This is a genomic window from Caulobacter sp. GW821-FHT10E02 (assembly GCF_059415225.1).
This window is the reverse complement of the sequence record NZ_JBWKMV010000001.1, coordinates 262,891-275,328: the sequence shown is the minus strand read 5'-3', so window position 1 is coordinate 275,328 and position 12,438 is coordinate 262,891. Positions and strand designations below refer to the sequence as shown.

Sequence of the window (12,438 nt, the reverse complement as noted above, 5' to 3'; positions counted from 1 at the left end):
ACCTCGGAGCTTAGCGCACCCCTCGTATCGGCAGGATGGCCAGACCGCCAGCCAGGGCCAGCCCCGCGGCCATCAGGAAGAAGACGTGGAAGTTCTCTTGGCTAGGCCCCAGGCTCCACACCGCCAGGGCCGGGGCCAAGGCTTGCGGCAGGGTGTTGGCCAGGTTGATGACCCCCAGGTCCTTGCCCGCGTCGCGCTGCGAAGGCAGCACCTGAGTGACCAGGGCGATATCGACGGCGCAGAAGCAGCCGGCGCCCATGCCGAACACCACATAGGCCGCCACCAGCACCGGCCAGCTAGGCGACATCGAGAACACCAGCATCGAGCAGGCCAGCACCACGGCGGCCCCAAACGCGAACAGCTTCCGCCGCCGCAGCCGGTCCGACAGCATGCCGCCCACCATGGCCAGGGCGACGTTGGAGACGGTCGAGACCGTGGTCAGGAACGCCAGCCCCTCCTCGGCGCGGCGGCCGGGGAACAGCTTGGGATAGTCCATCACGTCCTGGAGGAAGTAGAGCATGTAGCACTGCACCAGGCTCAGGGCGACCAGCACCATGAACCGCCCGGCCCAGGCGAAGGCGAAGTCCGGGTGCTTGCGCGGATCGACCCACAGGCCCTGGATGAACTCCATCAGGCGGAACGGCGGCACGTCGGCCTTGGGCAGCGGCGGATCGCGCAGGCGGATGACGAACGGCGCGAGACCCAGCAGCAGCGCCGCCGAGATCACCGCGTAGCGCTGCCACTCCACGACCAGCAGGCCGCCGATGACAACCGCCCCGACCGCCGTGCCGATCGGATTGCCCAGGCTGAGGAACGCCGCCACCGAGCCCTTCTGATTGTCGGGCACCCGGTCGGGCATCACCGCCACCAGGGCCGAGAAGCACAGGTTGAAGGTCAGCTGGAACAGGATCACGCCGCAGACCAGGGCCAGCGGGGTCTTGGCGTGCATGATCGCCAGATAGGCCAGCGAGGCGCCGACCGCGCCGACCACCATCCAGGGCCGCCGGCGGCCGAAGCGCGAGGTGGTGCGGTCGCTGATGGCCCCGGCCAGCAGGTTGGCGATGCTGGCGGCGATGGCGCCGTAGAAGGCGACCTGGCTCAGCACGACGGCCTTGGAGGCGGCGTCGATCGACTCGGCCTTCAGCGGCAGCAGGACTTGCAGAAGGGGTTGGAACGAGACGAAGGCCCCGATCTGGGCCAGGGTATAGGCGGCGATGAAATTCGCGCGCACCGGCTCCTTGGGCCGGGCCCCGTCGTCAGGCCGCACTCTACTCACCTCCCCTTGCGCAGTCTTACGCCGCGTCGAGGGCCGACAGTGGCCGCGCCTTCGTTGGGAGACAAGGGGGTGTTTCCTTATGGGGTGTGGACGCTCTAGGTTGGCTTCGATGAACGTGAGTCAGAACAGCGTCGGGACGAACTGATGGCTTCGGTGACGATCTACGACGTCGCCGCGCGAGCGGGCGTCTCGATCAAGACTGTTTCGCGGGTGATGAACAAGGAGCCGAACGTCCGGCCCGCCATGCGCGATCGCGTGCTGGAGGCGGCCGGCGACCTCGGCTACAGCCCCAACCTGTCGGCGCGCAGCCTGGCCGGCTCGCGGTCGTTCGTGATCGCCGTCTTCGTCGACGCGGCCCTGACCATCGACCACTGGCAGAGCGAACGCGGCGCAGACTACCTGTCCCGTATCCAGCTGGGCGCGACGCTGGAGTGCCGCGGCGCCGGCTACCACCTGCTGATCGAGCTGATCGACAACGATGGCCCGAACGTGCGCCAGGACGTGGCAGCCTTCATCGCCGCCCTGAAGCCGGACGGCGTGATCCTGACCCCGCCCTCCTCCGACAATCCCGGCGTGCTGGAGACCCTGGACAAGGCCGGCACGCCATATGTCCGCGTCGGTCCGGAAAAGGCCGAGGGTCTGGGTCCGCGCGTGCACATGGACGACATCGCCGCCGCCCACGAAATGACCGACCACCTGGCGGACCTCGGCCACAAGCGCATCGGCTTCATCGTCGGCGAGCCGCGCTACGGCGCCAGCCAGGCGCGGCGTCAGGGCTATCTGGACGCCATGAAGGCGCGCGGTCTGCCGGTGGCCGACGACTGGGTGCGCCAGGGCGACTTCACCTTCCAGTCGGGCCTGGAGCAGGCCAAAGCCCTGCTGGCCCTACCCGAGCGGCCGACGGCGATCTTCGCCAGCAATGACGACATGGCGCTGGGCTGCATCGCGGCGATCGCCGAGGCCGGGCTGATGACGCCGGGCGACGTGTCGGTGGCGGGCTTCGACGACAGCCCCAGCTCGCGCTTCAGCCGCCCGCAGCTGACGACCGTGCGGCAGCCGGTGGCGGAGATGTCCTCAGTGGCCGCCAAGCTGCTGATCGCCCGGGCCAAGAGCAACGACCCGCCCGAACGGCCGATCGACGCGCTCCTGCCCTTCGAACTGATCCACCGCGCCTCGACGGCCCCGCCGCCGAAGTAGTTCTTACCGCCCCGGACGGGCGAAGGCGGCGACGCGGGCGCGGGCGGCGTGGACCGGGTTCTCGGCCGGTTGCTCGCGCTGGGTCGGCTGGAAGCTCTGCGGACGACCACCCAGGCGGAAGGCGCTGACGCGGTTCGACAGATCCGCGGCTTCGACCCGCAGGGCGTGCGTGGCTTCGGTCGACTGCGAGACCATGGCGGCGTTGCGCTGGGTCACCTGATCCAGCTGGTTCACGGCCGAATTGACCTGACCGAGGGCGGTGGCCTGCTCGCTGGCCGAGGCGGCGATGGCGTTGACCAGTTCGTCGATGCCGCCGACCTTCTCGTGGATGCCGCGCAGGGCCGCGCCCGTCTGGCCGACGAGGTCGACGCCTTCGCTGACCTGGCGGCTCGATTCGGTGATCAGCGACTTGATCTCGCTGGCCGCCTGCGAGGAGCGCTGGGCCAGGGCCCGCACTTCCTGCGCCACGACCGCGAAGCCCTTGCCCGAGTCCCCGGCGCGCGCGGCTTCGACACCGGCGTTCAGGGCCAGCAGGTTCGTCTGGAACGCGATCTCGTCGATCATGCCCAGGATCTGGTTCACCTGCGAGGACTGAGCCTCGATCTTGGTCATGGCCTCGGCGGCGCGGGTGACGATATCGCCCGAGCGTTCGGCCTCGGTCGAGGCCTCGCTGACGCGCGAGGAGACCTCGCGGGCGCTCTTGGCGGTCTTGCCGACGGCGCTGGTCAGCTGCTCGACGGCGGCGGCCGTCTGCTCCAGCGTGGCGGCCTGCTGTTCGGTGCGCTGCGACAGGTCCTCGGCGCTGCGGGCGATGTCGTCCGCGCCCGAGCGGATGCCGCCGGCCGAGTGCTCGACCGAACGCATGGCCTCGCCCAGGGCGCCGGCGGCCTTCTCGAAGTCGACCTTCAGGCTTTGGAATTCGGGGGCCAGATCGCCCTCGACGCGGGCCGACAGGTCGCCGCCGGCCAGGCGATGCAGGGCCTCGCCTACCGCCTTGACGGCCTGGGCCTGGGCTTGCTCGGCGGCTTCGCGCTCGGCTTCCAGGGCTTCACGCTCTTCTTCTAGCAGCGACAGATAGCTGGAGATGGCCAGTTCCATGTCGAGGAACACGGCCTTGGTCAGGGCCGAGAGGCCGTCGGCCAGGTCGGCGTCCGACTTGGCGGCGTTGTTGAACAGGCCCTTGGCGCGCTTGGCGACGACGGCGCGGATCAGCTCTTCGGCCACCAGGGCGTAGCCGCCGATGTACCATTGCGGCTTCAGGTCGGCGTCGACGTGGGCGCGGCCGATCCGCTCGACGTCGCGGACATAGGTGTCGCCGTAGTCGGCCTGGGCGATCCGGCGCCAGTGGGCGGCCTGGGCGCGCTCGGCATTGGCCATGTGGGCGTCGTCGCGGAACTTGCCGCGCGTCTCGGGGAAGGTGCGGACCTGGTTGTAGAATTTACCCAACGCGCCGCTGATCTCGGCGTCGATCACGGGCTTCAGGGCGCGCAGGGCGGACCGCGAGCGCTCGTCGAAACGCATGAAGGCCATCCGCTGATCAAGCTTGGCGTGCGCGCTCATGCGTTAAGGCTCCGGTCCGGAAAAATAAGAATTCGTTGACCATGTTCGTGACGGGAATCCGTTAACCAAGACTGAAGGTCAGGCCCCTGCGCGCTCCCGCCGCACCACAATGTCGAGGCGATCGTCCAAGAGGTTTTTCCGGGCGCGGAGCGTTATCCAGCAACAAGCTGCGCCTTGGCGCGTTTTGGGCTTGTCAGGTCCACGGCAGGGCTTGGATATAACCAGGAAACGAGCCCCCTAGGACTTCATGGCTTTACCGGCGGACTTCACCTTGACCGATCAGGACGGCCGCACGACGGCCGTGCTGACGGGGGACTGGACCGCTCGGGGGCTGCTCGACGCGGGCCTGCGCCTGGATTCCGATCTGTCGGGCAAGCGCGCCATCGACATGGACCTGACCGGAATCAACCGCTGCGACACCGCCGGCGCCTATGCGATTCTGCGGGCGGGCGGCGAAAACCTCGAACCCAAGGACGTTCAGGCGCGCCGCGAGGTGCTGCGCCTGCTGGAACTGGTCCGCGCCGCCATCCAGGTCGAGCCCGAGCCGACGGTCCGTTCGGGCGGCTTCCACGCCCTGCTGGAGCGGATCGGCCGCGGCGTCTTCGGCCTGTTCCAGGACGGCTACGGCACGATGATCTTCCTGGGCCACCTGCTGGTCGCCCTGGGCCGCTGCATCGTCGATCCGCGTCGCATCCGCTGGGCGCCCGTCGTGGCCCTGTGCGAGCGCGCGGGCCTGGACGCCATGCCGATCGTGGCGACCACGACCTTCTTCATCGGCGCGGTGGTGGCCCTGCTGGGCGCCAACATGCTCACCGAGTTCGGCGCCCAGGTGTATTCGGTCGAGCTGATCGGCATCTCGGTCATGCGCGAGTTCAACATCCTGATCACCGCCATCCTCCTGGCCGGCCGCTCGGCCTCCAGCTTCGCGGCCGAGATCGGCTCGATGAAGATGAACCAGGAGATCGACGCCATGCAGGTCATGGGCGTGGATCCGTACGAGGCGCTGGTCCTGCCGCGCTTCGCCGCCCTGCTCTTCACCATCCCGCTGCTGGTCTTCGTGGCGACGATCGCGGGCCTGGCCGGCGGCATGCTGGTGGTCTGGGTCGTGCTGGACCTGTCGCCGACCTTCTTCCTGCAGCGGGTGATCGACTTCGTCGGCCCCACCCACTTCTGGATCGGCATGTCCAAGGCGCCGGTGATGGCCGCCGTGATCGCCGCGATCGGCTGCCGCCAGGGCATGGAGGTCGGCAACGACGTCGAGTCGCTGGGCCGGCGCGTGACGGCCTCGGTGGTGCACGCCATCTTCGCCATCATCCTGATCGATGCGATCTTCGCCCTCGTCTACATGGAGCTGGACGTATGACCGGCCCCGCCGCCATGCCGCCCGCCATCGATACGGCCGAGGCCGAGAAGCATCCGATCGAGGTGCAGGGCCTGGTTTCGATGTTCGGCGACAACGTCATCCATGACGGCCTGGACCTGAAGGTCGAGCGCGGCGAAGTCCTTGGCGTGGTCGGCGGTTCGGGCACCGGCAAGTCGGTGCTGCTGAACACCATCATCGGCCTGAAGGTCCCGGACGGCGGCACGGTCCGCCTGTTCGGCGGCGACATGCGCGTGGCCTCGCGCCGTCGCTGGTCGTCGGTCGAACGCCGCTGGGGCGTGCTGTTCCAGGCGGGGGCGCTGTTCTCGAACCTGACCGTGCGCGAGAACGTCTCCGCGCCGCTGCACGAGCACACCAAGCTGCCGCGTCGCGAGATCGAGGAGATCGCGGATCTCAAGATCGCCATGGTCGGCCTGCCTGCCCGCGCGGCGCTGCTGAAGCCGGCCGAGCTGTCGGGCGGCATGCGCAAGCGCGCCGGCTTGGCCCGAGCCCTGGCCATGGACCCCGAACTGCTGTTCCTGGACGAACCCACCGCCGGCCTCGACCCGATCGCGGCCGAGGCCTTCGACGCCCTGATCAAGGACCTGTCGGATAGCCTGGACCTGACGGTGTTCATGATCACCCACGACCTGGACAGCCTCTACGCCATCACCGACCGCGTCGCCGTCCTGGCCGACAAGAAGGTCGTCGCGGTGGCGCCCGTTCGCGAACTCGAGCGTTCGGATCATCCCTGGATCAAGCAATACTTCCTGGGCCCCCGGGGTCGCGCCGCCGCGACCGCCGAGGATCCGGCCGAGGCAAGGACGGACTTCTGATGGAAAGAAACGCCAACTACGCCCTGGTCGGGGCCATATCGCTGGCCCTGTTCATGGGCCTGGTGATCTTCGTGGTCTGGCTGGCGAAGCTCAGCTTCAGCAAGGACTACGACCTGTACGACATCCTGTTCATCGGTCCCGTGCGCGGCCTGTCGACGGGCGGCGAAGTGCACTTCAACGGCATCAAGGTCGGCGAGGTCAGCCGCATCGAGCTGGACAAGACCGATCCGAACCGCGTCATCGCCCGCGTGCGCATGACCTCGGACGTGCCGGTCAAGGTCGACAGCTACGCCACGCTGGAGCCGCAGGGCATCACCGGCGTCAACTACGTCCAGATCACCGCCGGCTCGCCGAACAAGGAGCTGCTGAAGGACACCGTCAAGAACGGCAAGGTTCCCGTCCTGCGCAGCCAGCGCAGCGCTCTCTCCGACCTGCTGGAAGGCGGCGGCACGGTGCTGACCCGCACCATCGAGGCGCTGGACCGTGTCAACCGCGTGCTCTCCGACAAGAACATCAAGACCTTCAGCGCCTCGCTCAGCGACGTCCAGGCGGTCACCGCCGAACTGCGCGAGCGCAAGGAGATCATCGCCGACGCCCAGAAGGCGCTGCAGAGCATCGACCAGACGGCGCAGTCGATCACCAACCTGACCAACAACGCCAACGGCCTGGTCGAGGGCGACGCCAAGCGCACCCTGAAGGAGGCCGGCGACGCCGCCGCCGAACTGAAGGCCGCCGCCAAGGACGCCCGTTCGATGATCAGCAAGCTGGAAGGTCCGACCAGCGACTTCGCCAGCACCGGCCTGCCGCAGCTGTCGGCGGCCATCGTCACCCTGCAGTCGGCCGCCGAGTCCCTGGACCGTCTGGTCGCCGACGTCGAACAGAACCCCCGTGGCGTGGTCGGCAAGGCCCCGGCCAAGGAAGTGGAGGTCAAGCCGTGAGCCCGATGATCCGCACTCTCGCCCGCGGCGCGGCCGTCGCCGCCGTCGCGCTCGCCCTCTCCGGCTGCATCAGCGTCTTCCCGAAGGCCAAGCCGGCGTCGATGTACCGCTTCGGCAACGCCGACCTCAGCGTGGCCAAGGCCCCACCCGGCGCGATGTTCGGCGTGCTGAAGGCCCCGTCGGCCTTCACCCGCGCCGCCGCCGGCGACCGCATCCTGACGATGACCAACGGCGAGGTCGCCTATATCGCCGACGCCCGCTGGGTGTCCCCGGCCTTCATCCTGTTCGAGGAAGCCACCGCCCGCGCCTTCGAGAACGATCCAGGCCGCGCCCGCCTGATCGGTCGCGGCGAGGTGGCCAAGGCCGACCTGGTGCTGCGCCTGGAGGTCCGCACCTTCGAGGCCGACTACGTCAACGGCCCCAAGGCCGCGCCAGAGGTCGTGGTGCGCGTGCGCGCCGTCCTCAACCGCAACAGTGACCGCGCCCTGGTCGGCGACCAGATCTTCGAAGCCAAGGTGAAAGCCGCCGACAATCGCGTCGGAGCCATCGTGCCGGCCTACGACCAGGCCGTGGCCAAGGTGCTGGGCGACGTCGTGGGCTGGGTCAACGCGGCGGGTCCTGGGATCAAGAACTAGAGCGCTTGCTCAAAGCGCTTCTAGGGGCTCCGTCGCCGGCCCGTATCCGGCGTCCGCCTGGATCCGCAGCACCTTGCCATCGACCCAAGGCTCGACGGTGACCAGGTCTCGCCCCTCGGCCCGCGCCACGGCGTCGGCCGGGTCGACGCTTTCGGCCAGCAGTTGCAGGTTCATGCGCGTGGGGAAGATCACCTTGCGCTGGCCCGAAGCCGCCAAATCCAGCGCCAGGCCGGGGGCGATCCACTCGGCGTCGACCGCCTCATGGCCGTCGCAGATGGCCTGCTGGGCCAGCGGCGCGTGGGCGACATAGAACCAGGTGTCGAAGCGCTTGGGCATCAGCTTGGGCGTGATCCAACGGGCGAAGACGGTCAGGGCCGACAGGTCCAGCTTGAGGCCCAGGTCCTCGACCACGTCGATGAAGGCGACCTCGTCCCGCGCCACCGCGTCTCGGATGTCCTTGGCCGCCTCGCCGGCATAGAAAGCGCCGTCCTTGTCGCGGGCCAACAAGACGCCGGCTTCCTCATAGGCCTCGCGGATGGCGGCGATGCGCAAGGCCACGCCATCCTGCCCCACTTCGTCGAAGCCGATCGCCAAGTCCCGCCAGCGCGGGTCGCTGTCGCCGCCGTGGCTCTTGCCGCCCGGAAACACTAGGGCTCCAGCCGCGAAGTCGATCTGGTGGTGGCGCTTGACCATCAGCACTTCGAACGTCGGCGCGTCCCGAAGCAGCAGTATGGTGGCGGCGAGACGGATCTCGCCCGGCTGTGAGTCAGACATGGCGAGAAGTCTGGCGCCGCTACGTGCGCTTGCCCAGACTTCTTTCGAACAGTTGTTAGGCTGCGCCCTGATCCTTGACGCGATCGTTGCGGCGGCGATTGGCGCTGCGGTCCATGCGCTCCATCAGGTACTCGCTGTCCTCGCGCGACACCGTGTGCGACGACGTGAGGAAGCGCTGGATCATGTGCTCCTGGAAGCGCTCGCGATCGTTGGCGCCGCCGTCAAACTCCAGGCCGTGATAGGCGTCGACACCCGCGCGGAACGCCGAATAGAGGCGCGGCGGCAGGCCGGCCCGCTCGCAGATCGCCTTCAGGCCCAGGGGGCCGGCGTCGTGGATCATCAGCCAGGTGCGGTGGTGCGGCACGCCGGACAGCTCGGCCACGGCCCACTCGAAGAAGCTCATATGGCCGTGGGCCAGGGCCCGCAGGACCAGGGACGGCGACAGGCGGCCCATCTTGGCCAGGTGCGCCACGAAAGCCTTGGGATCGGCGGCGCGTCCGGCCTGGTCGACCAGATCGATCGTCGCCCGCTCCTTGGCGCCGAGGATCAGCTCCATCGTGCGCTCGGCCGACAGGGCGTGGCTGCTCAGGATGTGGTCGCGCAGCTGCTCGCCGACCATGTCGATCAGGCGCTCGCTGACGGCCAGCGGCAGGGCCGTGCGATAGGCGACGGCCTGCAACACCGTCTCCGACTTGGCGAAGCGGTCGAGGGCCTTCTGCAGCGCCACTTCCGAGAAGCGGGCGTTGTCGTTGGCGCAGGCCGTGGCGACCACGTCCTCATTGCCCTGCTCGACCAGCAGGGTGGTGATGCGGCTGGAGAGCTTCGGACGCTTGGCCACCGCCTTCTGGCGCACCGCCCCGCCGACGCGGACGATCTCGGCCAGGTCGGTGTCGGTAAACACCGGCGAGAAGCTGATGATTGGCAGGCTGACGCTCTCGACGTCGCGGGCCAGGCGGTTGGCGACGTCCGGCGGCAGGGCCGTGGAATTCTTGAGCGTGACCGCCATGGCCCGGCGGACCAGTTCGGCGGCGTCGGCGGCCATCACCCGCAGGATCTCGTGCGCGACCTGGCGGTCTTCGTCGCTCAGCGCGCCGCGATCGATGCTGCGGCAAAGCTTGTGCGCGGCCAGCGCCCGCTCGTCGGGCGTCGCGCCCTTCACGAGCATGCGGATGTCGGTGTCGGTGAGTGCGGCGCGGGTGGTGGCCATGATTTGCCTGCCGGGGGACCTGGTGCTTGGAGTCCCATCTTCGACGGTTAGGCTTAATGATTGTTTGAACTTCATACCTGTGGATTAACGATACCCCGTAACCGGGTACAAACCACGACGCCCTAAGGTGCGCCCTCAATCACGAGGAGTGCGATCTTGCTCGCCGAGCGCCGCCCAAAAGACATCTCGACGGACGGCGCCCACCTCGCCAAGGCCCTGGACGCCCAGGCCGCGCTATTGCCTTACGCGCTTGGGGTTTTCGCGGTCAGCCTGCCCCTTTTCGTGTGGATCGGATCGTTCGCCGCCAACCGCGTGTGGATGACCGCCAGCTTCGCGGTGTTCGCGATCAACTGGGGCGCCTTCTACGCGATGGTGAACTGGTTGCGCGACGAAGCGTCGCAAGATCTTAACCGTAGAGCCCGCGTTCAGGTGATCGGCGGCGTGCTGTGGGCCCTGGCGGCCGTGCAGGTCTCGATCTTCGCCCTGGGCGCCGGACCCGCGCGCGAGCCCCTGCTGTTGCTGGCCACGGCCGGCGCGGTGCTGTGCGCCTTCTTCGCCGCGCCCTATCTGGTCGGCCTGCTGATCGTCGCGCCGATCGCGGCGGCCGGCCCGCTGATCGTCTCCCTCTCCGGCAACCGCGAGCTGGGCGAGCTGACCCTGGGCGCGACCGCCCTGGCCCTGACCCTGGCCCTGGTCCTCAACCGCATGTTCCGCCGCCAGCACGACCTGGCCGTCCAGCACGAACACCTGGTCGACGAGCGCCTGCGCGTGCTGGAAGCGGCCGAGCGCACCGCCCGCAGCAAGTCCGACATCGTCGCCACGCTCAGCCACGAGATCCGCAACGGCCTGACCGGCGTCACCCACGTGCTGGCCGCCGCCGCTGGCAAGGGCGGCCGCGCCGCGCCGTCGCGCGAGCAGCTGAACGCCGCTCTCGACGCGGCCCAGGACCTGATCGCGGTGCTGAACGCCACGCTCGACAGCGAGACCGCCGAGTCCGGCCGCCTCAGCGTCGAGGCCCAGCCGTTCGATCCGGTTCGCCTGGTCCAGGACCTGGCCCTGCTGGACAAGCCCCACGCCGCGACCAAGGGCCTGGAGCTGGCCGTCCACGTCGACCCCCTGCTGCGCCTGCGCGACAAGGGCGCGGTGGTCGCCGACGCCCTGCGCACCCGCCAGATCATCGCCAACCTGCTGGGCAACGCGGTCAAGTACACCGTGCGCGGCCGCATCGAGGTCCGCCTGGAACTGCGCGACGGCCAGATCGCCATCGAGGTCGCCGACACCGGTCCTGGCCTCTCGCTCGAGGAGATCGAGCAGGCGTTCGAGCCCTTCCGCCGCGTCGAGCGCACCGGAGCCGGCGTCAACGGCGCGGGCCTAGGCCTGTCGCTGTCGCGCCAGCTGGCCAAGCTGATGGGCGGCACCCTGGAGGCCCGCAGCGCCGTCGGCGTCGGCAGTTGCTTCACCCTGATCCTGCCCTTCGACCCCGCCGCCGAGTGCGAGCTGGACGAAGGCGAACTGGAAGCCGTCGCCGCCGAGACCTCGGGCGCGCCGCGCGCCATGCGCATCCTGATCGCCGAGGACGACGCCCTGAACGCGGCCATGCTGCGCGCCATTCTCGAGCAGTTGGGCCACCAGGTAGTCCACGCCCAGAACGGCCGCCGCGCCGCCGACCTGGCCCGGATCGCCGAGTTCGACCTCCTGATGCTGGACCACCGCATGCCGGTGATGGACGGCCCGACCGCCACCGCCAGCCTGCGCGGGGGCGAAGGCCCCAACCGCCACGCCCCGATCGTCGCCATCATCGACGGCGACGGCGAGGAGGCCACCGGCTTCCTGGAAGCGGGCGCCGACATCATGCTGCGCAAGCCGGTCAGCGTGGCGGGCGTGGCCCGCGCCCTGGCCGACGCCACCGCCCTGGACCGTCGCGGCGACCGCGCCGCCGCCTGAGCTTCGGTTTGACAAGCCAGGCCGCGGGTGGAGAATGGCGCATGTTCTCGCGCCCGACCTTCCGGCGTTTTCGCCATCACGGCGGTAGCCTGCTCGCAGGCTCCTAGCCCCGAACCGTCCGCGCGCCTGTCGCGGGCGTTCGGGGCGAACATCACTCCCATCGTCATCTGACGGCGCGCCGCCCGCGCGTCGTCGCACGCCTTCACATCATCGCCAGGAGCCTTTCATGCCCTCGCAAGAGGACGCGCTCGCGCGTCCGCGTATCATCATGGCCGAGACCGAGGTCGAACGCCTGTCCACCCTGGCCCTGCAGATGGAGCAGGCCGCGCCGCTCGCCGCCGACATGCTGCTGCAGGAGATCGACCGCGCCGAGGTCCGCCCCGACGCCGACATGCCCGACGGCGTCGTCCGCATGCGCTCGACCGTCCGGTTCGAGGACGACGCCCATGGCGTCGCGCGCTCGGTGCTGCTGGTGTATCCGAAGGAGGCCGACATCGCGGCGGGCAAGATCTCGGTCCTGTCCCTGGTCGGCGCGGGCCTGATCGGCCTCTCCGCCGGCCAATCGATCCAGTGGCCCGATCGCGACGGCCACGAGCGGTCGCTGCGCATCCTCAAGGTCGAGCCACCCGGCTGCATCGCGTTCTGACCAAGATCCTGTTCCGAACGGAGGGCTTGCCGCCGGGTAAGCCTTTCCCCTTCCCTCGCCCTCCC

General features: G+C 69.1%; 11 protein-coding genes. 7 read left to right on the top strand and 4 right to left on the bottom strand.

Annotated elements, in window-relative coordinates:
• Window positions 1-10 precede the first annotated feature (10 nt).
• Window positions 11-1,267, bottom strand: coding sequence for an MFS transporter (locus tag AC07NI_RS01280; RefSeq protein ID WP_494615099.1), 1,257 nt, complete (start codon window positions 1,265-1,267; stop codon window positions 11-13).
• A 153-nt stretch (window positions 1,268-1,420) separates the two neighbouring features.
• Here AC07NI_RS01280 and AC07NI_RS01275 point away from each other — a divergent pair, with 153 nt between their 5' ends.
• Entirely contained in the window at window positions 1,421-2,473 is a 1,053-nt protein-coding gene (locus AC07NI_RS01275) for a LacI family DNA-binding transcriptional regulator (protein WP_494615096.1), read from the top strand.
• Between the two features lie 3 nt (window positions 2,474-2,476).
• Here AC07NI_RS01275 and AC07NI_RS01270 read toward each other — a convergent pair whose 3' ends face one another.
• Complete coding sequence (locus AC07NI_RS01270; RefSeq protein ID WP_494615092.1) at window positions 2,477-4,033, bottom strand: methyl-accepting chemotaxis protein; 1,557 nt, start codon at window positions 4,031-4,033, stop codon at window positions 2,477-2,479.
• Between the two features lie 247 nt (window positions 4,034-4,280).
• Here AC07NI_RS01270 and AC07NI_RS01265 point away from each other — a divergent pair, with 247 nt between their 5' ends.
• From AC07NI_RS01265 to AC07NI_RS01250, 4 genes are read left to right on the top strand one after another with little or no spacing between them, the layout of a single operon-like run.
• Window positions 4,281-5,396, top strand: a complete 1,116-nt coding sequence (locus AC07NI_RS01265; RefSeq protein WP_494615087.1) for an MlaE family ABC transporter permease — start codon at window positions 4,281-4,283, stop codon at window positions 5,394-5,396.
• The gene (locus AC07NI_RS01260) at window positions 5,393-6,229 is read left to right on the top strand and encodes an ABC transporter ATP-binding protein (RefSeq protein ID WP_494615082.1); all 837 of its coding nucleotides are present in this window, start codon (window positions 5,393-5,395) and stop codon (window positions 6,227-6,229) included. Before AC07NI_RS01265 ends, AC07NI_RS01260 begins: the two co-directional genes overlap by 4 nt.
• Window positions 6,229-7,167 (top strand): MlaD family protein, encoded by a 939-nt coding sequence (locus AC07NI_RS01255; protein ID WP_494615078.1) that lies wholly within the window; start codon window positions 6,229-6,231, stop codon window positions 7,165-7,167. The genes AC07NI_RS01260 and AC07NI_RS01255 overlap by 1 nt, the downstream gene beginning before the upstream one ends.
• Before the next feature lie 5 nt (window positions 7,168-7,172).
• Window positions 7,173-7,802: an ABC-type transport auxiliary lipoprotein family protein gene (locus AC07NI_RS01250; RefSeq protein ID WP_494618203.1), complete on the top strand. Its 630-nt coding sequence runs from the start codon at window positions 7,173-7,175 to the stop codon at window positions 7,800-7,802.
• Between the two features lie 9 nt (window positions 7,803-7,811).
• Here the strand turns inward: AC07NI_RS01250 and AC07NI_RS01245 are convergent, their stop codons facing one another.
• A complete protein-coding gene (locus AC07NI_RS01245) occupies window positions 7,812-8,576 on the bottom strand; it encodes an NUDIX hydrolase (RefSeq protein WP_494615073.1) in 765 nt (254 codons plus the stop codon).
• 55 nt (window positions 8,577-8,631) lie between these two features.
• Window positions 8,632-9,783, bottom strand: a complete 1,152-nt coding sequence (gene spbR, locus AC07NI_RS01240; protein WP_494615071.1) for a pole-localized protein SpbR — start codon at window positions 9,781-9,783, stop codon at window positions 8,632-8,634.
• Between the two features lie 156 nt (window positions 9,784-9,939).
• Here spbR and AC07NI_RS01235 point away from each other — a divergent pair, with 156 nt between their 5' ends.
• Window positions 9,940-11,727, top strand: coding sequence for an ATP-binding protein (locus AC07NI_RS01235; RefSeq protein WP_494615068.1), 1,788 nt, complete (start codon window positions 9,940-9,942; stop codon window positions 11,725-11,727).
• A gap of 226 nt (window positions 11,728-11,953) precedes the next feature.
• Window positions 11,954-12,373, top strand: coding sequence for a nucleoside diphosphate kinase regulator (rnk, locus tag AC07NI_RS01230; RefSeq protein ID WP_494615063.1), 420 nt, complete (start codon window positions 11,954-11,956; stop codon window positions 12,371-12,373).
• Window positions 12,374-12,438 lie beyond the last annotated feature (65 nt).

What these genes read in the sequence shown, in the direction of transcription:
- AC07NI_RS01255 (WP_494615078.1), top strand. Translation starts at nt 6,229, where the DNA reads ATGGAAAGAAACGCCAACTACGCCCTGGTCGGGGCCATATCGCTGGCC.
- spbR (WP_494615071.1), bottom strand. Translation starts at nt 9,783, where the DNA reads ATGGCCACCACCCGCGCCGCACTCACCGACACCGACATCCGCATGCTC.
- AC07NI_RS01250 (WP_494618203.1), top strand. Translation starts at nt 7,173, where the DNA reads ATGATCCGCACTCTCGCCCGCGGCGCGGCCGTCGCCGCCGTCGCGCTC.
- AC07NI_RS01260 (WP_494615082.1), top strand. Translation starts at nt 5,393, where the DNA reads ATGACCGGCCCCGCCGCCATGCCGCCCGCCATCGATACGGCCGAGGCC.
- AC07NI_RS01265 (WP_494615087.1), top strand. Translation starts at nt 4,281, where the DNA reads ATGGCTTTACCGGCGGACTTCACCTTGACCGATCAGGACGGCCGCACG.
- rnk (WP_494615063.1), top strand. Translation starts at nt 11,954, where the DNA reads ATGCCCTCGCAAGAGGACGCGCTCGCGCGTCCGCGTATCATCATGGCC.
- AC07NI_RS01270 (WP_494615092.1), bottom strand. Translation starts at nt 4,033, where the DNA reads ATGAGCGCGCACGCCAAGCTTGATCAGCGGATGGCCTTCATGCGTTTC.
- AC07NI_RS01275 (WP_494615096.1), top strand. Translation starts at nt 1,421, where the DNA reads ATGGCTTCGGTGACGATCTACGACGTCGCCGCGCGAGCGGGCGTCTCG.
- AC07NI_RS01245 (WP_494615073.1), bottom strand. Translation starts at nt 8,576, where the DNA reads ATGTCTGACTCACAGCCGGGCGAGATCCGTCTCGCCGCCACCATACTG.